Annotated in this window: 15 protein-coding genes, 5 tRNA genes and 1 pseudogene; 12 read left to right on the plus strand and 9 right to left on the minus strand. The window is 60.6% G+C overall.

The genetic code is table 11. The annotated features are described in order from the left end of the window. Positions 1-610: 610 nt before the first annotated feature. Positions 611-1975 carry a class II 3-deoxy-7-phosphoheptulonate synthase gene (locus FS665_RS21285; RefSeq protein ID WP_145193039.1) on the minus strand — a complete coding sequence of 455 codons (1365 nt, stop codon included), beginning with the start codon at positions 1973-1975 and terminating at the stop codon, positions 611-613. A gap of 115 nt (positions 1976-2090) precedes the next feature. Here FS665_RS21285 and FS665_RS21290 point away from each other — a divergent pair, with 115 nt between their 5' ends. After that, positions 2091-2846 carry a spermidine synthase gene (locus FS665_RS21290; protein ID WP_145193041.1) on the plus strand — a complete coding sequence of 252 codons (756 nt, stop codon included), beginning with the start codon at positions 2091-2093 and terminating at the stop codon, positions 2844-2846. A 314-nt stretch (positions 2847-3160) separates the two neighbouring features. Next, positions 3161-4874, plus strand: a pseudogene (locus tag FS665_RS21295) (DEAD/DEAH box helicase). Between the two features lie 88 nt (positions 4875-4962). Here FS665_RS21295 and FS665_RS21300 read toward each other — a convergent pair. Continuing rightward, positions 4963-5715 carry a class III extradiol ring-cleavage dioxygenase gene (locus FS665_RS21300; RefSeq protein ID WP_145193045.1) on the minus strand — a complete coding sequence of 251 codons (753 nt, stop codon included), beginning with the start codon at positions 5713-5715 and terminating at the stop codon, positions 4963-4965. A 101-nt stretch (positions 5716-5816) separates the two neighbouring features. Between FS665_RS21300 and FS665_RS21305 the strand changes: the two genes are divergently transcribed. Beyond that, a complete protein-coding gene (locus tag FS665_RS21305) occupies positions 5817-6467 on the plus strand; it encodes a thiopurine S-methyltransferase (protein ID WP_145193047.1) in 651 nt (216 codons plus the stop codon). 49 nt (positions 6468-6516) lie between these two features. On the opposite strand, the gene htpX is transcribed toward FS665_RS21305, so the two are convergent. Together htpX and FS665_RS21315 are read right to left on the minus strand one after the other, a co-directional pair. Then, complete coding sequence (gene htpX / locus FS665_RS21310) at positions 6517-7404, minus strand: protease HtpX (protein WP_145193049.1); 888 nt, start codon at positions 7402-7404, stop codon at positions 6517-6519. A gap of 233 nt (positions 7405-7637) precedes the next feature. Beyond that, a complete protein-coding gene (locus tag FS665_RS21315) occupies positions 7638-8849 on the minus strand; it encodes a pyridoxal phosphate-dependent aminotransferase (RefSeq protein WP_145193050.1) in 1212 nt (403 codons plus the stop codon). A 168-nt stretch (positions 8850-9017) separates the two neighbouring features. Between FS665_RS21315 and msrB the strand changes: the two genes are divergently transcribed. Next, complete coding sequence (gene msrB, locus FS665_RS21320; protein WP_145193052.1) at positions 9018-9422, plus strand: peptide-methionine (R)-S-oxide reductase MsrB; 405 nt, start codon at positions 9018-9020, stop codon at positions 9420-9422. Further along, positions 9422-9910 (plus strand): glutathione peroxidase, encoded by a 489-nt coding sequence (locus FS665_RS21325; protein ID WP_145193054.1) that lies wholly within the window; start codon positions 9422-9424, stop codon positions 9908-9910. The genes msrB and FS665_RS21325 overlap by 1 nt, the downstream gene beginning before the upstream one ends. On the opposite strand, the gene FS665_RS21330 is transcribed toward FS665_RS21325, so the two are convergent. Beyond that, positions 9900-12254 carry a response regulator gene (locus tag FS665_RS21330; RefSeq protein WP_145193056.1) on the minus strand — a complete coding sequence of 785 codons (2355 nt, stop codon included), beginning with the start codon at positions 12252-12254 and terminating at the stop codon, positions 9900-9902. The two genes, FS665_RS21325 and FS665_RS21330, sit on opposite strands and share 11 nt — an antisense overlap. 70 nt (positions 12255-12324) lie before the next feature. Here FS665_RS21330 and FS665_RS21335 point away from each other — a divergent pair, with 70 nt between their 5' ends. Next, complete coding sequence (locus FS665_RS21335; protein ID WP_145193058.1) at positions 12325-13212, plus strand: ATP-binding protein; 888 nt, start codon at positions 12325-12327, stop codon at positions 13210-13212. Beyond that, positions 13213-13695 (plus strand): GAF domain-containing protein, encoded by a 483-nt coding sequence (locus FS665_RS21340; RefSeq protein WP_145193060.1) that lies wholly within the window; start codon positions 13213-13215, stop codon positions 13693-13695. Positions 13696-13770: 75 nt separating this feature from the next. On the opposite strand, the gene FS665_RS21345 is transcribed toward FS665_RS21340, so the two are convergent. Then, positions 13771-14538: a hypothetical protein gene (locus FS665_RS21345; RefSeq protein WP_145193062.1), complete on the minus strand. Its 768-nt coding sequence runs from the start codon at positions 14536-14538 to the stop codon at positions 13771-13773. A gap of 342 nt (positions 14539-14880) precedes the next feature. Here FS665_RS21345 and FS665_RS21350 point away from each other — a divergent pair. The 5 genes from FS665_RS21350 (at position 14881) to FS665_RS21370 (ending at position 15445) form a co-directional block, all read left to right on the plus strand. After that, positions 14881-14956: transfer RNA gene (locus FS665_RS21350), tRNA-Glu, on the plus strand. A 4-nt stretch (positions 14957-14960) separates the two neighbouring features. Continuing rightward, positions 14961-15036, plus strand: a tRNA-Gly gene (locus tag FS665_RS21355). A 92-nt stretch (positions 15037-15128) separates the two neighbouring features. Then, a tRNA-Glu gene (locus tag FS665_RS21360) sits at positions 15129-15204 on the plus strand. Between the two features lie 3 nt (positions 15205-15207). After that, positions 15208-15283: transfer RNA gene (locus tag FS665_RS21365), tRNA-Gly, on the plus strand. Between the two features lie 86 nt (positions 15284-15369). Next, positions 15370-15445 (plus strand) — tRNA-Gly (locus FS665_RS21370). 92 nt (positions 15446-15537) lie between these two features. On the opposite strand, the gene FS665_RS21375 is transcribed toward FS665_RS21370, so the two are convergent. The 3 genes from FS665_RS21375 to FS665_RS21385 form a co-directional block, all read right to left on the minus strand. Further along, positions 15538-17004 (minus strand): hypothetical protein, encoded by a 1467-nt coding sequence (locus tag FS665_RS21375; protein WP_145193063.1) that lies wholly within the window; start codon positions 17002-17004, stop codon positions 15538-15540. 46 nt (positions 17005-17050) lie between these two features. Then, entirely contained in the window at positions 17051-19060 is a 2010-nt protein-coding gene (locus tag FS665_RS21380; protein WP_256675123.1) for an autotransporter outer membrane beta-barrel domain-containing protein, read from the minus strand. 355 nt (positions 19061-19415) lie between these two features. Next, on the minus strand, positions 19416-21410 hold the full coding sequence (locus tag FS665_RS21385; protein ID WP_145193067.1) for a hypothetical protein: 1995 nt from the start codon (positions 21408-21410) through the stop codon (positions 19416-19418). Positions 21411-21416 lie beyond the last annotated feature (6 nt).

Here is a 21416-nt window from a genome sequence, read left to right on the forward strand (position 1 = left end):
AGGGGCCGGATGTGGGAGCAGGGGGTTTTTGCCTACTTTTTGACCCGGCAAAAAGTAGGACGCCGTAAGGGCGGAAAAGTGAGTGTGCGCCACTATCGTAAATGCATGCGCATGCGGCGTTAAAGCCACCACTCGAATCTCCTAACTTAAACTTAAACTTAAACTTAAACTTAAACTTCGGTTGAAACTTGGGTAGGGTGATTAGCGGCAGTGGCTGTTTTGGAGGTTTTATGCGCATTCAATAGTGGCGGCGACGCATAATCACCCTTTCGCCTTTACGGCGAGTCACTTTTTGTCAGACGCGACAAAAAGTAACCAAAAAACGCTGCGCTCCTACATACGGCCCCTGCGCTGCGCTCCGGGGTCCCCTCGCTTCGGCGTCTTGCGGGCCCTGCGCGGCCACAACTTGCTACGCAAGTCGTACAGCTCGCGTCCTCCGGCTACGCCGTCGGGGGTGCTGCGCACCCTGGGCCCTCCAGACACCTACGCTCGGCCTCCTGAAGTCGCAACTTGTGTTGCCTGGACTATTGCGCGCTTAGAAGCCAAAGCAACAGCAACAGCAACAGCAACAGCAATGGCAAAGATAGGGCTTATGAAGATTTATCCCTGTCTATTGGAAGCCAACCACTTCTCGCCGAACTTGCTTCAATGTCTCGGCAATCAAAAACGCCAACTCAAGCGATTGATCGGCGTTCATCCGCGGATCGCAGTGAGTATGGTACCGGTCCGACAACCCATCTTCAGTAATCGGCCGCGCCCCGCCAATACATTCCGTCACATTCTGCCCGGTCATCTCGATATGAATCCCCCCCGCATGGCTGCCCTCAGCCTGATGCACTTGGAAGAACTGCTTCACCTCATCGAGAATCTGCGCAAAGTCCCGCGTCTTGTACCCGCTGCTGGCCTTGATCGTATTGCCGTGCATCGGATCGGAACTCCACAGCACCTTGCGCCCCTCGCGCTCGACCGTGCGGATCAACCCCGGCAGATGCGCGCCAACCTTACCCGCACCCATCCGCACGATCAGATTCAGCCGCCCCGGATCGTTCGCTGGATTGAGCGTGTCGATCAGCCGGATCAACTCCTCCGGATTCATGCTCGGCCCCACTTTAACACCGATCGGATTGTGCACCCCGCGCAGAAACTCCACATGCGCGCCATCGAGCTGGCGCGTGCGGTCGCCAATCCACAGCATGTGCGCTGAACAGTCGTAGTAATCGCCAGTCAGGCTGTCCTGACGCACGAACGCCTCTTCGTAATTCAGCAACAGTGCCTCATGGGCGGTGAAGAAACTGGTTTCGCGCAATTGCGGCGCACTGTCCAGGCCACAGGCGCGCATGAATGCCAGGGTTTCGTCGATGCGATTGGCCAACTGGTGGTACTTGTCGGCCAGCGCCGAGTTGGCGATGAAGTCCAGGTTCCATTTGTGCACCTGATGCAGGTCGGCGAAACCACCCTGGGCGAAGGCACGCAGTAGGTTCAGACTGGCCGTGGCCTGGTGGTAAGCCTGCAACAGACGCTCAGGGTCCGGCACCCGGCTCTTTTCATCGAAACCGATGCCATTGACGATGTCGCCGCGGTAGGCCGGCAACGTGACATTACCCAGGGTCTCGTCACCGGATGAGCGCGGCTTGGCGAATTGCCCCGCCATGCGCCCCACCTTCACCACCGGACAGCCAGCGGCGAAGGTCATGACAATCGCCATCTGCAACAGCACCTTGAAGGTGTCGCGGATTTTCGCTGCCGAAAATTCGGCAAAGCTCTCGGCACAGTCGCCGCCCTGCAGCAGAAATGCCCGGCCCTCGGTGACCTCGGCGAATTGTCGGCGCAGCTCGCGCGCCTCGCCCGCGAACACCAGCGGCGGATAGCTCGCCAAGGTCTGCTCGACCTTGTGCAGGTGCGCAGCGTCAGGGTAGGTCGGTTGCTGCTGGATCGGCAGGGCACGCCAGCTGTCAGGGCTCCACGGTCGGTTCATCACAGGCTCGGTAATGTAGGTTTAGGCTGATGGTCATGGTATCAGCTGCCGCCGCGCTTGTTGCATCCGAGGTGTTGGCGGACAATGCGCGTTTTGCCCAAGTGGATGCAGGTCGATGACGACGCAGCGGGAAGAGAAGCTGTTGGCCCGGGTCGAGGACGCCTTTGGCGTCATCAGCGTGTACGAGGTCGAGGATTACCGCTTCCTTGAATTCGGCGATGCCATCGAGCAAAGCTGCGTGTTCACCGCCGACCCCAGTTGGCTGGAATATGACTACACCCGCGCCATGCTGGTCGGTGCCCTGTGCCATGCGCAACCAGAGAGCGCGCTGTTTCTAGGATTGGGCGCGGGCACGCTGACCCAGGCGTGCATGAAATTCCTGCAACTCGAAGACATTGAAGCCATTGAATTGCGCGCCGATGTGCCGCGCCTGGCCATGGACTATATGGGCCTGGACGACGATCCGCGCCTGTACGTGCGCATCGGTGATGCCCTCGAGTTGCTGCCGACGGCCGAGCCCGCCGACCTGCTGTTCGTCGACCTGTACACCGACCATGGTCCGGGGGTAGGGCACCTGGCGTGGAATTTCCTGCAGGGCTGCCAGCGCCAGCTCAACCCCGGTGGCTGGCTGGTGATCAACCAGTGGGCGAACGATGACGGCAAGCCGCTCGGGGCGGCGCTGTTGCGTGGGCTGTATCACCGCCATTACTGGGAGTTACCAGTGAAGGAGGGCAATGTGATCCTGCTCGTACCTGCGGACCTCGAGCAGCAGCTCGACCTCGAGGGCCTGCGCGCGCGGGCCCAGGCGCTGGCGCCGCGTCTGGGCTATAGCCTGGAAGGGCTGATCCGCGAGATACGTCCCGCCACCTGAAAGCCTGAGCGCGGAGGGTCGCGTCATGGTGGGCGGGTAAACCGATTCAGCTACAAGCGCGAGATGGCTTGATGCTGGCCGCCTGGACAGAAAAATTTCCTCACGCCCCTGCATTAATTCGGGTATAGTACGCGCCGGTCTTTTAGCGGACCTCAAAAATCAGGTGGTGCAAATCCCCCGAGTCCAGCTTCGGCTGCACGTCCGCTAGGCGGACCTTTCCCACGTTTTCTTTTTCAATCGTTTTCGCAAATCCCCGCCGCCAAAGCTGCCTGGGTGACCGTTCCGGTCTTTCAAGGCATGTGCAGCTTTGGAGCATGGGTCTTTGCGGATGCACATAGAGGCAGACCCATGACCCAGGAAACCGGCGGCTTCGCCGCTCTCGATCTTAATCCGAACATTGTTGCTGCCGTTCTGGCGACCGGCTACGAAGAGCCGTCTGCCATTCAGCAACAATCGATCCCGATCATCCTCGCCGGTCACGACATGATCGGCCAGGCGCAGACTGGCACCGGCAAGACCGCTGCCTTCGCCCTGCCGATCCTCAACAAGATCGATGTGAGCAAGCGCGAACCGCAAGCCCTGATCCTGGCGCCAACCCGTGAGTTGGCGCTGCAAGTCGCTACCGCTTTCGAAACTTACGCCAAGCAGATGCCGGGCGTTAATGTCGTGGCCGTCTACGGTGGTGCCCCGATGGGCCCACAGCTGCGTGCCATTCGCAACGGCGCGCAAATCGTCGTCGCCACACCTGGCCGTCTGTGCGACCACCTGCGTCGTGACGAGAAAGTCCTGTCGACCGTGCAGTACCTGGTGCTGGACGAAGCCGACGAAATGCTCAAGCTGGGCTTCATGGACGACCTCGAAGTCATCTTCGATGCCATCCCGGCCAGCCGTCAGACCGTGCTGTTCTCCGCCACCCTGCCGTCGTCGATCCGTTCGATCGCCGAGCGTCACCTGCGCGAACCCAAGCACGTCAAGATCCAGAGCAAGACCCAGACCGTCACCGCAATCGACCAGGCACACCTGATGGTCCACGCCGACCAGAAGATCCCAGCTGTGCTGCGTCTGCTGGAAGTCGAGGAATTCGACGCCCTGATCGCCTTCGTGCGCACCAAGCAAGCCACGCTGGACCTGGCCGCCGCACTGGAAGCCAAGGGCTACAAGGCGGCCGCGCTGAACGGCGACATCGCCCAGAACCAGCGTGAGCGCGTCATCGACTCGCTCAAGGACGGTCGCCTGGACATCGTCGTCGCCACCGACGTCGCTGCCCGTGGTCTGGACGTGCCGCGCATCACCCACGTGTTCAACGTCGACATGCCGTACGACCCAGAGTCCTACGTGCACCGTATCGGCCGTACTGGCCGTGCCGGCCGCGATGGCCGCGCGCTGCTGCTGGTCACTCCGCGTGAGCGTCGCATGCTGCAAGTCATCGAGCGCGTCACTGGGCAGAAGGTTGCCGAAGCCCGTCTGCCGAACGCCCAAGCGGTGCTGGACGCGCGCATCAAGAAGCTGACCAACAGCCTCGCGCCATTGGTCGCCGAAGCCGAAGCCACCCACGGTGAACTGTTCGATCGCCTGACTGCGGACTTGGGTTGCAGCGCACGCGCACTGGCCTCGGCCCTGCTGCGCAAGGCTACCAACGGCCAAGCGCTGGACCTGGCTGCGGTAGAGCGTGAGCAGCCGTTGGTGCCTAGCTTCGCCCCGCGTGGCGAGCGTACCGAGCGTGGTGAGCGCAGCGACCGTGGTGACCGTGGCGACCGCGAGCGCCGCGCGCCGCTGCCACTGGCTGAAGGCCGTGTGCGTTGCCGTACCGCCCTGGGCGCCCGTGATGGCATCGCCGCCAAGAACCTGCTGGGCGCGATCCTCAACGAAGGTGGCCTGGCCCGTGATGCCATCGGTCGCATCCAGGTGCGTGACAGCTTCAGCCTGATCGAGCTGCCTGAAGATGGCCTCGAGAAGCTGCTGTCCAAGCTCAAGGATACTCGCGTTGCCGGCAAGCAGCTGAAGCTGCGCCGTTATCGCGAAGATTGATCCCTACGCGATAAAAAAGTCCCCAGCCCAGGCTGGGGATTTTTTTTGCCTGTGCTCGCGAGGGGGCGCCAAGCGCCACCGGTAATGTTCAGTCGAACCGGTAGATGTCCATCCCCAGAGCCCCGAGGGTAAAGCCCTGGTGCACAATCCCGAACCTATCCCCAGCCCCGAGGGCAAAGAACAGCGGCAGCAGATGTTCATCGCTGGGATGATTGCGCGCTGCAAACGGCGCCTGCTTGCGGTAATCCAGCAGCGCCGCCTGGTCATTTGCCTGCAACCGCTCTACCACCCAGTCCCGGAACGTCAGCGCCCAGGGCTCGATTACCTCAGGCCCGGCCTGCCAGTCCAGCTCGCCCAAGTTGTGGGTGATGCTGCCAGAACCGATCAGCAGCACGCCTTGCGCTCGCAGCGCTGCCAATGTTTGCCCGACTTGCAACTGCATGGCTGGCCCCAGACGGCTGGGTAACGAGACCTGAACGACCGGAATATCTGCGTCGGGGTACATCAACGACAAGGGCACCCAGGTACCGTGGTCGAACGGGCGTTGCGCGTCCAGGCGAGCTTGCAGCAGGTCGGCGATCCGGCTGGCCAGGGCCGGGGCGCCCGGGGCGGGGTAATTGACCGCGTACAGCGCCGGTGGAAAGCCGCGGAAATCGTGCCAGGTTTGCGGTTGTGCGGCACTTGATACCTGCAGCTCATCGCTTTCCCAGTGAGCTGAAACCACCACGATTGCAGCGGGCCGCGGCAGGGTAGCGGCCAGGGTTTTCAAGGCAGGCCCGCTGGCGCCGGGTTGCAAGGCAAGCATGGGCGAGCCGTGGGAGATGAACAAACTAGGCAGCATGATGGGTTCCTGAAGGTTAAGATGCGTTCATCTTCGATCAAGCATCAATCGAAATCCAAACCAACTTTTGCCCTGAAATCATCGAATAACTGGGAGTGATCATGGAGCCAGCGTTCTGGCAGCAGCGATGGGCCAACCAGCAGATTGGTTTTCATCAAGCCGAGGTGAACCCGTACCTGAAGCGCTGTTGGCCGCAGCTGCAATTGCCGGCGGCAAGCCGAGTGCTGGTGCCATTGTGTGGCAAGAGTCTCGACCTGGCCTGGTTGGCCGGGCAGGGGCATAACGTGCTCGGCGTCGAGCTTTCCCGGCAGGCAGTAGCAGATTTCTTCACCGAACACGGCCTTGAGGCTGAGGTGCGCCAGCAAGGCGCCTTCGAGATCTGGCGCACTGCCGGGCTTGAGATCTGGTGTGGTGATTTCTTCGCCCTGCAGCCACAAGACACCAGCGATTGCGTGGGTTTATACGACCGTGCCGCCCTGATCGCCCTGCCGCCGCCGATGCGCAGTGCCTACCTGCGGCAGCTCTGCGCGGTGTTGCCGGAGCAGTGCCAGGGCATCGTGGTGACGTTGGAGTACCCGCAGTCACGCCTGCCAGGGCCGCCGTTCTCGGTCAATGAGCAAGAAGTTCGCCAAGGCTTTGCCGGCTGGCAGGTGGAGGCGTTGGACGCGGTCGAGCTGATCGAGCACAGCCCCAAGTTTGTCCAGGCCGGTGTGGCGAGCTTGCTCGAGCGGGTCTATCGGATAGGCCGCTAAGCAGGCACAAAAAAGGGCGACCGCAGTCGCCCTTGCCATAGCCAGCGGATCAACCGCGACGGCGCAGCGCTTCGATACGTTCTTCCAGTGGCGGGTGGCTCATCAGCAGGCCGGCCAGGCCTTGCTTGAGGCCACCGTTGATGCCGAAGGCCTTCATGGTATCCGGCATGTGCACCGGCAGGCCTTGTTCGACACGCAGGCGTTGCAGGGCGCCGATCATGGCCTGGGTGCCGGCCAATCGCGCACCGGCTTCGTCGGCGCGATACTCGCGGCGGCGCGAGAACCACATGACGATCATGCTGGCAAGGATACCCAGGATCAGCTCGGCGACGATGGTCGCCACGTAGTAGGCGATACCTTGGCCTTCTTCGTTCTTGAAGATCACCTTGTCGACGAAATTGCCGATGATGCGGGCGAAGAACATCACGAAGGTGTTGACCACGCCCTGCACCAGCGCCAGGGTGACCATGTCGCCGTTGGCCACATGGCCGATCTCGTGGGCCAATACTGCGCGCACCTCATCGGGCGAGAAGCGCTCCAGCAGGCCCTGGGACACGGCGACCAGGGCGTCGTTACGGTTCCAGCCGGTGGCGAAGGCGTTGGCCTCGTAGGCGGGGAAGATACCCACCTCGGGCATTTTGATGCCGGCTTCGCGGGACAGCTCTTCGACCGTCTGCAGCAGCCACTGCTCGTGGCGAGTGCGCGGCTGGGTGATGATCTGGGTGCCGGTGCTCATCTTCGCCATCCACTTGGAGATGAACAGCGAAACCAGAGAACCTGCGAAGCCGAACACCGCGCAGAAGACCAGCAGGCTGCTGAGGTTGAGGTCAACCCCATTGGCGGCCATGAACCCGTTGAAGCCGAACAGGCTCAGGGTAATGCTTGCAACCAGCACCACCGCGAGGTTGGTGGCTACAAACAACAGAATGCGCATCATGGTTGTTACGTTCTCCTGACGGATAAGTCGTTGCGTACTGCGGGGTATATAAGGTGCCGGCCGCGCCGATTCAATCGGGCGACTATTTCAAACTGTGTACGGCGCATTATGGCAGAGCATTCGACGCGGGCTGTGAGGTAGAGCGTTGCAGGATGTAAGAATCATCCGGTGCGAACGCAGGGGCCATTTTACAGCCCCGGCGTGCAGGTCGACCGGCGCCAGTGCGCCGATGCTTATTGCGAATAGGTGCGCAGGAAATTCCCGATCCGCCCGATCGCCGCCTCGAGATCATCCACACGTGGCAAGGTGACCACGCGGAAGTGGTCCGGCCATGGCCAGTTGAACGCTGTGCCCTGGACGATCAGCAGTTTCTCCGACAACAGCAAGTCGAGGGCGAATTTTTCGTCGTTGAGAATCGGGCAGACCTTTGGGTCGATCCGCGGGAAGGCGTACAAGGCGCCCATCGGCTTGACGCAGCTGACCCCTGGAATGTCGTTGAGCAATTCATAGGTGCGGTTGCGCTGTTCGAGCAGGCGCCCGGGTGGCAGCACCAGGTCATTGATGCTCTGGTAGCCGCCCAGCGCGGTCTGGATCGCGTGCTGGGCCGGCACGTTGGCGCACAGGCGCATGTTGGCCAGCATGTCGATGCCTTCGATGTAGCTCTGGGCATGGTGCTTGGGCCCGGAGATGATCAGCCAACCGGAGCGGAAACCTGCCACTCGGTAGGACTTGGACAGCCCATTGAAGGTCAGGCACAGCAGATCGGGCGCCAGCGAGGCGGTGCTGATGTGCACGGCTTCGTCATAGAGGATCTTGTCGTAGATCTCATCGGAGAACACCACCAGGTTGTGCTGACGCGCCAGCTCCAACATGCCCTGCAGCAGTTCCTTGGAATACACGGCGCCGGTAGGGTTGTTCGGATTGATGATCACCAGTGCCTTGGTATTGGGGGTGATCTTGGCCTTGATGTCGGCCAGGTCCGGGAACCAGTCGGCCTGCTCGTCGCACAGGTAATGCACCGGCTTGCCCCCGGCCAGGCTCACGGCGGCGGTCCACAGCGGGTAGTCAGGGGCTGGAATCAGCACTTCGTCGCCGTTGTTGAGCAGCGCCTGCATCGACATGACGATCAGCTCGGACACACCATTGCCGAGGTAGATGTCCTCGATGGTGACGCCTTCGATCTCTTTTTGCTGGCAATACTGCATGACCGCCTTGCGCGCGCTGAACAAACCCTTGGAGTCGCTGTAGCCTTGGGCAGTCGGCAAGTTGCGGATCACATCCTGGAGAATCTCGTCGGGCGCCTCGAAGCCAAACGGCGCCGGGTTGCCGATGTTCAGCTTGAGGATGCGATGGCCTTCCTCTTCCAGGCGTTTGGCGTGCTTGAGCACTGGGCCGCGAATGTCGTAGCAGACATTGGCGAGCTTGTTCGATTTGCTGAACTGCATGATGGGATCCCGATTGAGAATACGCGCCGCCCTTTGGTCGAAAGGTTTGAAAGGGCAGAAAGCGGGTGCCAGACTTGAGGCCTTGCACACCAAGCCAACTAATATACGTGCCACCCGCGCCAGGGAAAAGCCGGCGCGAGGTGAAATTCAGCCTGCCGAGGTTTACTCATGCAAAAGATCGACAAGACACTGGAACAATGGCGCGAGATGCTCGACCCCGAGCAGTACCAGGTGTGTCGGCTGAAGGGGACCGAGCGGCCCTTCAGCGGCAAGTACAACAGCGAACGGCGTGACGGCATCTATCACTGCATCTGCTGCGAACTGCCGCTGTTCGACGCCCGCACCAAATTCGACGCCGGCTGCGGCTGGCCTAGCTTCTACGCGCCGATCGAAGAGCGCGCGATGATCGAGATCCGCGACACCTCCCACGGCATGATCCGTACCGAGGTCACCTGCGCCCAGTGCGATGCGCACCTGGGCCATGTCTTTCCCGATGGCCCGCCGCCGACCGGCCTGCGCTACTGCATCAATTCGGTGTGCCTGGACTTCAAGCCCCGCGACGGAGCGCAATGATGGCTGAAACGATGCTGGACATCACCTGCATGACCCTCGGCGGCGAGCCGAAGAAACTCGGTGACTTCCCCGCCAAGGCACTGCTGGTGGTCAACACCGCCAGCCAATGCGGTTTCACCCCGCAGTACAAGGGTCTGGAGCAGCTATGGCAGCACTACCGCGAACGAGGCTTGGTAGTGCTCGGCTTTCCATGCAACCAGTTTGGCAAGCAGGAACCGGGCGATACGCGCGAGATCGCGCAATTCTGCGAGCGTAATTTCGGCGTGAGCTTTCCGCTGTTTCGCAAGGTCGAGGTCAACGGACCCGGCGCGCATCCCTTGTTCGCCGCGCTCAAGCAGCGCGCTCCTGGCCTGTTGGGTACCCAGCGAATCAAGTGGAATTTCACCAAGTTCCTGATTGACCCTGCCAGCGGCCAGGTCACGCGTTATGCGCCAACGACCAAACCGCAGGCCTTGGAGGCCGACATCGAGCGTCTGCTCAGCCGCTGAGCGGCACCCAGTGATCGATCAGCGCCAGCAGCTCTTCGCGGCGGAAAGGCTTGGCCAGGTAGTCGCTCATACCCGCGGCGCGGCAGCGCTCGCGCTCCTCGGGCATGGCGTTGGCAGTCAGGGCGACGATGGGCAGGTCCGACCAGCGCCCGCTCTGGCGAATGCGTCGGCTGGCCTCGTAGCCGTCCATGACCGGCATGTTGCAGTCCATCAGCACCAGGTCGAAGTCCTCGCGCTCTAGCCAGTCCAGCGCCTCTAGACCCTGGGTGGCCACCTGCACCTGGCAGCCGAGCTTGGCCAGCATGCCCTTGGCGACCAATTGGTTGACCGGGTTGTCTTCGACCAGAAGGATGCGCGCGCGCCCTGCGACGGAGCCTGGCAGAGGGGTCGCCAGTGGATGTTCCGGCGCATGGCCCTGAAGGGTGCGGCGCAGGGTTTGATAGAGCGCATTGCGTGCCAGCGGGCGGGCCAGTTGGTGCAGCGGGGCCAATTGCGCCGATTGCTCGCTGGTCAGGAAGTTGCCGTAGGCCGTCACAAGCAGGATCGGCGCCTCGAGGGCCGGGCGCAGTTGGAACAGATGCTCGAGATCGTCGGTGATCAACAAGTCGATGGCGGCAGGCAGCGCGGCGCTGCTGTCATGCCGCTGATAGTCCAGCCCCCAGGTCGGCAGCAGGGCCTGCAGCAGCTCGCTCAGGCCGCTGCCAGCGTCGCTGATGGCCACGACCTTGCCTTTGAGGGCTGGCGCTGCCAAGGCCTCGGTATGGGCAGTCAGCGGCAGCTCGGCGCTGAAGCGACTGCCAAAGCCCGTCTCCGACTCGATGTGCAGGCGTCCCTGCATGGCCTGGCACAGGTTGCGGGTGAGCGCCAGGCCCAAGCCCGTACCGCCGTATTGCCGGGAGATGCCGGCACCGGCCTGGGTGAAGGGTTGAAAGATGCGCGTCTGGGCGTCCACCGGGATACCGATGCCAGTGTCGCGCACCTCCAGGCGAACCCCGCCAACGATCTGGGTCAGGCGCACGTCAACGCGGCCGAAGCGGGTGAATTTCAGGGCGTTGGACAGCAGGTTGCTGATCACCTGGCGCACCCGCATGGGGTCACCTAGCACCGAGCTTGGAAAGCCATCTGCGATCAGGCAGGTGAGCTCGACACTTTGCGCGGCGTTTTGCGAAAGCAGATTGGCGGTGTCTTCGACCATCGCGCCGAGGTCGAAGGGGATGCGCTCGAGCTCCAGCTGCCCGGCATCGAACTTGGACAGGTCGAGGATATCGTTGAGCAATTCCACCAGCACTTTGCCCGAGTCATGGGCAATCGCCAGCTGCTGGCGCTGTTCGCCGGCCATGGGGCTGTCCAGCGCCAGGGCGATCATGCCCAGCATGCCGTTGAGCGGGGTGCGGATTTCGTGGCTCATGTTGGCCAGGAACGCAGCGCGCGCCTGGGCCATGTCGAGCGCGCGTTGGCGCGCCTCTTCCAGTTCCTGGTTGGACTGGCTCAGGCGGCTGTTGCTGGCCTTGAGCTGCTCGGTGCGCGCCGAGACGATGTCTTCGAGTTCGTTGAGGTATTGCGTCAGACGGTTCTCGGCATTACGCCGCTGCTGGATCTCGGTCGCCATGCTGACGAATTGCTGGTTGGCCACCTTGACCAGTACGCCGATCTCGTCCAGTTCGTGGCCTGGGGGGCAGTCGACACGGGTTTGCCCGGGCTGGCGCGGGTCGCGTCCGGTCAGGGCGCCGATCACCGTCACCAGCGGCTTGGTCAGCATGATGTAGAACAGCGCGAGCAGTATGCCGGTCAGCACCAGGCTGCGGGCGAAACCATTGAGCAGGGTGACGCCGGCACGGTTGAGAAAACGCCCGCCAAATGCGTAGGTGTCGACATCCAGGTACAAGGTGCCGAGGTATTCCTCGGGCATGTGGGTCAGGTACAGGCGTTCCTTGAACTGGCGCTCCTGGCCGAACAGAAAGTCGCTCAAGGGACGCAGGCGGTCCTGCAGGCGCGGACGCTCGACATCGGCGAGCACCGTGTCGTTGTTGTCGATCAGGCGCGCGTGGATGATCGCCGGCGATTCGAGCAAGCCTCGGGTCAGCTCCAGCGCCAGTTCCGAGTCGATGTTGTAGGCGATCCGCGATGCCGGGTTGTGGCTGATTTGCAGCAGTGCCTGCACTTCGCGGTTGATGGATGCGTCTTCACTGGCATAATCGATGCCGATCTGGATGAGACTGAGCAATGTTCCCAGGATGAAGCCTACCAGGACTGTCAACCGGGCTTGCTTGTAGGACAGGCGATTGGTGAACTTGATATCCATGAGTCCCGAGCCGGTTTCACATTCCTTGCGCTGCGCAAGCATAGCCGATCCACCCCGGCTACTGGTGGCCTTGTCACACATTCAGCCTATACCTGAATCCGTAGGAGTCGTCATGGACGCCCGTTTGAACACTTTCCTCGACCGCGCCGAATCGGTTTTGGCGCGCTTGGAGCCTCTGCTGCCTGCCGCACGCCCGGCAATCGACTGGGATACCAGCCTGGCTGCCCGCTGGCAGCGTGATGGCCGCAGTGGCTACCTGATGCCGCTGCAGGTGAGCCTGGATATCCGTTTGAGCGACCTGATCGGCGTCGATCAGCAGCGCGAGCAACTGGGCCGCAATACACACCAGTTCATCAACGGCATGCCGGCCAACCATGCGTTGCTCTGGGGCTCGCGTGGCACCGGCAAGTCTTCGCTGGTGCGTGCCCTGCTGGCCGAGCACGCCAGCACCGGGTTGCGCCTGATCGAAATCGAGCGCGATCACCTGGCCGATCTACCGCGCGTGGTCGAGCAGCTGCAAAAATTGCCGCAACGCTTCATCTTGTTCTGCGATGACCTTTCATTCGAAGCCGGGGAGGGCGACTACCGGGTGCTCAAGAGCGTGCTCGATGGCTCGCTGGAGCAGGCCCCGGACAACGTGCTGCTGTACGCCACGTCCAACCGCCGTCACCTGGTGCCGGAAAAGCAGAGCGACAACGAAAACTGGAAGAGGGTCGACGGCGAACTGCACCCGAATGAGGCGGTGGAGGACAAGATCGCGTTATCTGACCGATTTGGCTTGTGGCTGTCGTTCTATCCGTTCAGCCAGGAACACTTCCTCGACGTGGTCGAACACTGGATCGGTCAACTGGCGAGCGCCGCCGGTCTGTGCTGGCAGCGTGACGAAGCGTTGGACATTCTCGCCGTGCGCTGGGCAACCGGGCGCGGCAACCGTAATGGCCGTTGTGCCTATCAGTTCGCCCGCTATTGGGTCGGGCTGCAATTGCTGGAGCAAAAGTAAATGATCGACCTCAATGCCAGTGGCACTGGCCTCGACGGCTACGACCTGCTGGCGGCGCAAGTGCAGGCGCTGTTCAGCGACGAGCGCGATTTCATCGCCAATGCCGCGCAGTTTTCGGCGTTTCTCTACCACCAGGTCGAAGACCTCAACTGGGCGGGGTTCTACCTCAATCGCGATGAACAGCTGGTGCTCGGCCCGTTCCAAGGCCAGGTTGCCTGTGTACGGATCGCCTTCAGCCAAGGCGTGTGCGGGGCAGCTGCAGCTACCCGGCAAACCCAGCGGGTCGAGGATGTACATGCGTTTCCCGGGCATATTGCCTGCGACAGTGCGTCGAACAGCGAGCTGGTGATCCCGTTGGTGAAGGAGGGGCGCCTGATTGGCGTGCTGGACCTCGATAGCCCGAAGCTTGCGCGCTTCAGCGAGGCCGATCAAGCCGGGCTGGAGCGCCTGGCGGCGATTTTCCTTGAGCTGAGCGACTGCTGATCACTGTCGTCTTCAATGGCGCCTGTGCAAGCGCTCGGCAAGACCGCTTTGCACAGGGCCGGAACCGGCCTGGTATCAATCGTAGATAACGCGCTTTTTCCAGGTTTCGTCTTCGTCGGTCTTGAGCCCCTCGGTCAATTCGTTCTGTTCGTCCTGCGCCGGCTCCATTCGATCCATCACCTGGGCATTGGCCCGGTTCAGCAGTTTTTCCAGGTAGGTCAGCTGCTCTTCATAAAGCTTCGGCTCCGGCTGCTTGCGCAGGTATTGCACGCCGCGCTCGAAGGCCAGACGCGCCTGCCCCGGCTGCTCTTGCTGCAGGGCCTGCTGGCCCAGATTGTTGAAGAACTCGATGTGCAAGAGCACCAGGATGTGGCGGATCTCCTTGACCCATTGCTTGCCCTCGGCTGTCGGTATGACGTTTTCCTGAGTCGCCTTGACCACCAAGGTATGCAGCGCCTCGAGCAGAAAACGCACATCCTTGGCCTTGGCTTCGGTCTGGATCGGGCAGGGCGGATTGTTCAGCGCGATACCAGAGCCTTGGGCGACCAGTTCCACCAGTTCGGCGATACGGCCCTTGAGCTCGGCATTGTGCTTATCCAGTGCCAGGCGCCGCTGCTCGAGGTTGAGTTCCAGTCGTGCCAGCAGCAGTTTCAAGGCCGGGGTCATGAACTGGCCGGGGAAGGATTCGCTGATCTCCCCACACCGCCGCACCCGTTCGGCCAGCTCGATTTTCAAGCGCGCGCGTTCGAGCTTGCCGTTCTCGACCACGTTATTGAGGTAGCCGATCACGATCAGCAATGCGATCCCGGCCACGATGAGCAATGTGATCAGAAGTGGGGTCACCGTTAACGCCTCATGAAAGGGTTTACTTATTGAGTGTAGGAGCCAGCTTGCCAACATGAGGCCCGGTTGGGTGCATCTGTTTAGCTATCGGCAATCCGCATCGAGACATGATGCTGGCATATTGATAGTGAGCTTGCCCGAGGTGGCGCCAGAAAATCAACGCCATTCACTCGGCGCGTTTCATCTGTGGGCCCAATAAGGCGCGAAGTCATTGATTTAAATAAATTTCTACAAAAGGGTTGACGGCCCTTCCTGGCATACATAGAATGCGCGCCACTTGCAGCGTAAAGCACACAGCGAAACGCGGCAGGCAGTGAAAGCAGGCAGCGATGCCAGCAGTGTGTCCCCTTCGTCTAGTGGCCTAGGACACCGCCCTTTCACGGCGGTAACAGGGGTTCGAGTCCCCTAGGGGACGCCATTATGCGGGAATAGCTCAGTTGGTAGAGCACGACCTTGCCAAGGTCGGGGTCGCGAGTTCGAGTCTCGTTTCCCGCTCCAAATTCTCCGGCAACGCTTGACGGCGGGGCAGGAAATAGAAATCCAGTCTGAATCGTGAGGTTCAGGTCCTGGTGCACTGAAAAGTGTAGTGTGTCCCCTTCGTCTAGTGGCCTAGGACACCGCCCTTTCACGGCGGTAACAGGGGTTCGAGTCCCCTAGGGGACGCCAAACGCGGGAATAGCTCAGTTGGTAGAGCACGACCTTGCCAAGGTCGGGGTCGCGAGTTCGAGTCTCGTTTCCCGCTCCAGTTTAAATACTGTGGCGTTCGCACGGTGCAGTGGTGGTGAGGGTCGTAAAGGCGCTTCACGCCGATTAGCGGTAAAGCTTCACATTGCGGGAATAGCTCAGTTGGTAGAGCACGACCTTGCCAAGGTCGGGGTCGCGAGTTCGAGTCTCGTTTCCCGCTCCAAACAGTAGGCTGCCCCTTCAACCTGAAGGGCAGGCACACGAAAAAAGACGCTTAGGCGTCTTTTTTCGTTTCTGCAGTTCGTCCGCCGCGGTCTATCCAGGAATGTCTACCAGCGTTGCGGAGGTGTGTGGGAATGTCAGCCAGCTCTGTTTATCGTCAAAACTCACTCTGACCTTCACCTGGAATTGATACCCAGACTCAAGCTGCTGCAATTGCCCTTTGGTCAATGAACCCACGGGCATGGCGCTATTTTCGCCTGGCACCGGCGCTTCGCTAACCAGCGGCAGCGTCACCTTCTCCCTGGGTGCACCACGCTTGACCCCCTCGAGCCAAACCGTGACGAACTGTGATGTGGCCATGTGTTGCCAGGTTGGCAGGGAGAAGTTTGCTCGGTCACCCATGGTGCTCAGCACCAGGAGGTGATCGGTGATCTTGTCGCATTGCACCACGGGCAAGCCGGTCAGCCATTCAACCTGCAGGCGATGGATTTGCGAGTCGAACAGCTCATCGGCCCGGCTCTTGACCTGATACCTGACCTCTATCGCCTTGCCCATGTGCGGAGCGATGTTGGCCTTCGGCACCTGGAAGCGGCGCCCACCGGGTGTGATGGGAACGTCGCTGCTGTAGGCGCCAACCGTGCCCGGCTCGCCCCAGAACACCGTGATCAGGTCGTCGTCTTCCAGCACGGCATCACTGGGTATCTCCAGCGTGGCGCCGTTTAGCGCGTCGCGCGGCTTGAGCGTGCTGAAAAACGCCGTACCGATAGCTTGCACGACTTTGATCGGAGGCAGGTTGCGGGGAGCGGGTAGCACCGCCGCACCGATGCCAACGGCCAATGAACGCTGAATCGCAGTACCGGCACGGTCCTGCACTTCGTAGCGGGCGAAGCGCGGTCCGTCCTTGGATTGGCGGATGAAATCGCCAGGGATCGCCAGCGTCAGCGGCGTATCGAGGTCTGCCTTGGTCAGCTCGCGAATGCCGACCAGTTCTTTGCCCACTGGGCTGGCGCTCCAGTACCAGCGCACCTTGTCGCCCACCGCCGCGCCGGTGTATTTGGGTACTTGGCCGAGTAACTGGTCGCCGTTGGCTTCCAGATAGCGCTCGGTCACCCCGTTGCGTATCACTTCCGGAGGGTAGACAAGATCATCGTTTTCACCCAGATAGGGTGGGGTTTTATCGATGATGATCCGCAGTTTTTCTGAAGGCACCGTCTCGCCGTAGTGCACCGTTACCTGGTAATGGATGTCGTGATGGCCTTCGATCAGAAAGCGCGCCTCGACATCGATGAACAATTCTACTTCCTTAACCGGCGCCGTCCATTGGCGTCTGGCGACGGGCCTCTCATTGATGAACAGTACGAGCGTCTCCGGCTCTTCTGGCGACGGGTCGGAATGGCGCCACATGGGGAACTCGACACGCAGAGGGGTGAAGGTTGCCTTGAAGGGCAGCAGATTGATTTCCCCGTCAGCAATGTCCGGCAACAGGGCAGGAATGCTGGGGGGTAGGTAAGTGGCGGCGAAATCCACTTTGCGAACGGTTCGCAGCTTCACAATGGACATTGTGCTCCTCCAATGAGAAGGGGCCGTGGCCGGCCCCCCTGTGTGTTTACCAGTTATAACGAACCCCGAGATTCACGCCCCAAGGCTGTTCGAGTTTTCGGCCATGGCTGTATTCAACTTCGGCGTGGCCCTGCCATTTGTCTGCCCAGCCGAGCGTTACCCCACCCCCAACTTCGCCGCGGGTACCGGACAAGTCATTGTTGAAGCGGTTGTCATTGACCTTGACCAGGTTGTTGTCGGCAAATTCGTGGACCACCGCGGCCCGCAGGTAGGGTTGCACCGTGCGTCCATTGCTCGCTTTGAAGGTGCGGCCGAGCGTAGAACCCAGCTTGGCTTGCAGTGAGCGGGTGGTGCCGCCTTGCGCCTGCATGCCGTTGTCCAGCTGGTAGTCTTTGCCTTCGATCACCAGCGCCGACAGTTGGGCGAAGGGTTCGAGGAAGTAATCGTCTTCGAACCGCAGGTGACGGCCTGCCTCGACGGCAACGCCGACCCCATGGTTTTCATAGTTGCCTTTGGTCTTGCTGCCGTCGCTCAAGCGCACGTCAGCGCTGTTCTGATAGCGGTTGACACGGGCGATAGCGTCGAAGTAGTAGCCGCTGCGCGGATCCGTCCAGGTCGTATAGGCGCCGACGTGGTAGCTGTCGATATCTGCCGAAGCACCCTGTTTGAGATCAACGTCCGAATGGCTGTAGCCCGCCATCACACCCGCCAGCCAGCCACTGTCAGCGACAGGCCAGTCGATGCCCACGGATACTCCTTGCTGGACTTGCTGGTAAGTCACGTCGCCCGCCGCCGATACATTGTATTTATTGCCGAAGGTCCGTACCCAGGCGCCGGAACTGGCACTGTCACGGCGTACCTCGCCCATGCGGCTGCGCAGGATGCCGAGCTCTCCGTACCACACGGTGGGCGCGCTGTTGAACAGCGCCAGCACCGTGCCTGCGCCTGGGCTGACCACGCGCTTGGTCAGGTCCAGATACCAATCATTGGCATCCTCGCGCACCAGGTCGTAGGAATAGGCGCCCAGGTCAACCGGGCCGCCCGCCAGGCTGAAACTGGCATCGCCGCTGGCGGCGTGCACCATGTGCAACCTGCTGTCGCCCTTGGGGTCGGTACCCGTGGCCGTGATGCTGAGCGTGTGCTCGCCGGTGGCCTGCCCGGTGATTTCCAGGAAGTCAGCCTGGTCATCGTCGAAGTTGGCCTGCATGAGGAAGTTGCCGTTGCCGGAAAGATTGGCCATCGACAGCGTGTAGAAGCTGCCCGCTTCGCCTAATCGAATGTTTCCGCCGTTCAGGCTCACATTGCTGGCCTGGGTATCGCCGATCAGGTTCCACTGAGCATCGCTATTGATCGCGACCTGCTCGACGTTGCGCAATTCCCCGGTAAAGGTTGCTGCCTGTTCCAGCGTAACTGCAGCACTGCCATTACCGTTGACAACGACATCGCCGTCCAGCCGGGTGGTGCTGCCGCTGACCAGCAGCCGAGCATCGGCCCCGTCGGCAACCTCCAGCAATACTCCGTTGCTGCCCCGGAGCACGGCGCCGTTCTGCACCTGGATGTCCGCCGAAGCCAGCCGACCATTACCGCGGCCGACAACGATCGCTGCGCCGTCGCGGCCTTCGACCAGGCTATCGTCCAGCACCAGGCGGGACGCACCAGGCGTTGCGAGGTCGGAGACGCGAATGCCGCTGGTGCCGCCGCTGATCACGCTTTTGTCAGTCGCGATCAGGGTGCCGTTCAACAATTCCGCGCCGCGGCTGCCACTGTCGGTCCCGGTCAGCGTCGTGCGCTGCAGTTCCACCACACTGCTGTTGATTTGCGCGCCGATAGTTCCGCCCTCGATCAGGCTGTCACTCATCGTGGCCTGGCTGCCACCCGCGGCGATGAAAGCGCGGCCACTGGTGCTTACCGTGGTGTTGCGCACAGTGACGGCAGCCTGTTGCAGCCCGATGCCCACCGCGCTGCTGGTGCCTGGCAGTATCTGTACATTGTCGAGCGTCGCGGAAGAGCCCCTGTCGACATCCAAGTACAACAACTTGACATTGCTCGCCGTCAAGTTCGCGCCATTCAAGACTCGGTAATTATCAACGGGGCTGCCTGCGCCAATAACGGTATCTTTGGTCACATTGGTCTGGGCGAGTGCTGATGTGGCCAGCAGCAAACTGGCTGGAACCAAGGCGTACAGGGATAACGCAGCTTTCAATTCTGCTGGGTAGAAAATAGTCACGACCGTCTCCTCGGTGAAGTAATACCTCGAATCGATCTCCATTCAATGGCGATCCTTCGCACACGGTAGTCTGGAAAATTCTCTACTTATGTAGGAAACGCCCTACAAATAATGGTAAAAATTCAACATCTGATCAGTGACATCGAGGCCCGATCGATGCCACTGATCTCCTACCTGGTTGCGCTCAGCTCACAACGCAGCTGTCGTTGCCTTCACCAAGGCTGATTCTTTGCACCGCCCATTCTGAGCTGGGCCCGCCGACTATTTCATAACGCACCCGTGCACGTGCACGGGTACTGTTGGGCCAATCATAGATGGGCAGCAGGCGCTCATCGTAGGGCTCGATCCTGTGAGTAAAGCCTTTGATAGTGTTGGCGTCGATATCAATAGTCCACTCGGCCTTGGCGCCCGGCACGGGGTCTGAACCATTGGAGTCTGAGCTACCGATATAGGGGTCCCAATACACTCTCAATTGGCTGCCCGGATGGGTCTCGTCGGTAAGATCGGGAATAGTCACACGCAACGCAAGCGCTTTACCGGCCTCTCGCAGTGACGCGCACACTAACCAGTTACTGCTGTTGATACCCTCATAGGCAGGGAGTGGCAGTATTTTGGTAACGGCATCTGCATCGACAAACTGCACCACTGATTGTTGAACGTTAGTGGCATCTATTGAAGCACGGATGGTGTAATAAAACGGCAGCTGAGGGTGGTTACCCGCTGCTTCAATATACTTCCATGGAAGCGTAACAGTAATGGGGTCGGGGTCCGAAAGATTCACTGTATAGCGGACGTCCTCGGCCAATTCACCATTCCAGTAAAAATCCACGACCTGGCCGTCTGCGGCGTTCGCATAACGTGGGAAGGTGAAAGTGGCGTCAAGGTTTCCATCATCGCGTCTCAATATGTTGATTGGGTTATTGCCACTCCCGCCCGTGACATCCGGGGCCAGCAACTCGGCATTGATAGGGTCAGGCCAATCCGGGTCCGGGTCCGGGCGGACTGGGCCGATGACACTGAAGTCTACATCCACGTTGATTGACTTGGGGCCAAAGGGGACATCGCCACGCAACACCTGATAGCTGACAGGGGTGTCCTTGAGCCCGGTGAAGTTACCGTATTCCAACCGCAATACGCTTTTGGGCACGATGATGGAAATGGGAAATTGCTTACCGCCAACAGGTTCGCTAATCAATGTCGTTCCACCCCACGTCACCTGTAGGTGGTCGGTAGCGCGGGCGTTATCGTAATAAGGGATTTCAACGGTAATCCCCTGGATTGCATCTTGCAAGTCGAGCAGATTGTCCCCGCGTGCGAGCGGTACTTCGGGGTCTTGCAAGTTCTCTGGCAGCGCGCCGAGGGTCACATGGATGGTAGAGGCCAATGACAGTCGGCTTTTATTCCCAGCCTTGTCGAACAGGTAATAAACGACGTAGTACTGCCCATCCGAATGCGTTTCGATCAGGGCTTTAGGCAGTAATATATCGCGGTTCGCATTGAGTGGGCCTTCATGGGCGGGGGTGGTGTAGTCGTCGTGCTCATCTGGCCAATGGTTGAAGTAATAAATCTTGTAAAGATCTTTGTCGGGTTCCTGATCGTTAAAGGCTGGCAATGTGCCGAGCAGGTCGCCATGCGTGGCGAGGTAGGCATCATCTATCGGAGTCGCGGGCAACAGCGGAGCAGCGGGTTGGATATCAAGTCCCCACGGTGGTGTGCTGTCACATATCAAGGGAACAGATACAGACTCTTCGGGCTGGCCAACGGCATTGCGCATGCGATAACGCAGCCAAACTTTGCCATTGGCAGGTAGCTTCTTATTATCAGCCGTAATTTGTAAGGGAAAGTCGCCGCTTTCCATCGGGCCCGCGAATGTCATGCCGGCACTGATGTCATGATATTTGTCTTCAATGTCACCCTCGCTGGAAAGTTGCACCCATATGTCCACGTAATCTCCCTCTTCTGGGAGGTGGCGAAATACTGGAATATCGACCTGTAGCGGTTCATGCAGCGTATCGCGCAGCAATGTGCCATCTACCGGGTCGGCAATACCGAGCACTTCGGGTTTGTCCAGCAGGTTTTCCGCGGCATCTGGCAATACCTGCATATGCGGTTTGCGAGCCCGGCGTTGGGCCAGGTTGGCGGCTTGGGCTTCGTTTTTTGGGGGGCGCAAGGCTTTCATGGGTGA

This window comes from Pseudomonas sp. URMO17WK12:I11, from assembly GCF_007677725.1.
Taxonomy (GTDB): Bacteria; Pseudomonadota; Gammaproteobacteria; order Pseudomonadales; family Pseudomonadaceae; genus Aquipseudomonas.

Bases quoted from the DNA above. Each gene is read 5' to 3' on its own strand.
- FS665_RS21285 (WP_145193039.1), bottom strand. From the start codon at position 1,975: ATGAACCGACCGTGGAGCCCTGACAGCTGGCGTGCCCTGCCGATCCAG.
- FS665_RS21290 (WP_145193041.1), top strand. From the start codon at position 2,091: ATGACGACGCAGCGGGAAGAGAAGCTGTTGGCCCGGGTCGAGGACGCC.
- FS665_RS21300 (WP_145193045.1), bottom strand. From the start codon at position 5,715: ATGCTGCCTAGTTTGTTCATCTCCCACGGCTCGCCCATGCTTGCCTTG.
- FS665_RS21305 (WP_145193047.1), top strand. From the start codon at position 5,817: ATGGAGCCAGCGTTCTGGCAGCAGCGATGGGCCAACCAGCAGATTGGT.
- htpX (WP_145193049.1), bottom strand. From the start codon at position 7,404: ATGATGCGCATTCTGTTGTTTGTAGCCACCAACCTCGCGGTGGTGCTG.
- FS665_RS21315 (WP_145193050.1), bottom strand. From the start codon at position 8,849: ATGCAGTTCAGCAAATCGAACAAGCTCGCCAATGTCTGCTACGACATT.
- msrB (WP_145193052.1), top strand. From the start codon at position 9,018: ATGCAAAAGATCGACAAGACACTGGAACAATGGCGCGAGATGCTCGAC.
- FS665_RS21325 (WP_145193054.1), top strand. From the start codon at position 9,422: ATGGCTGAAACGATGCTGGACATCACCTGCATGACCCTCGGCGGCGAG.
- FS665_RS21330 (WP_145193056.1), bottom strand. From the start codon at position 12,254: ATGCTTGCGCAGCGCAAGGAATGTGAAACCGGCTCGGGACTCATGGAT.
- FS665_RS21335 (WP_145193058.1), top strand. From the start codon at position 12,325: ATGGACGCCCGTTTGAACACTTTCCTCGACCGCGCCGAATCGGTTTTG.
- FS665_RS21340 (WP_145193060.1), top strand. From the start codon at position 13,213: ATGATCGACCTCAATGCCAGTGGCACTGGCCTCGACGGCTACGACCTG.
- FS665_RS21375 (WP_145193063.1), bottom strand. From the start codon at position 17,004: ATGTCCATTGTGAAGCTGCGAACCGTTCGCAAAGTGGATTTCGCCGCC.
- FS665_RS21385 (WP_145193067.1), bottom strand. From the start codon at position 21,410: ATGAAAGCCTTGCGCCCCCCAAAAAACGAAGCCCAAGCCGCCAACCTG.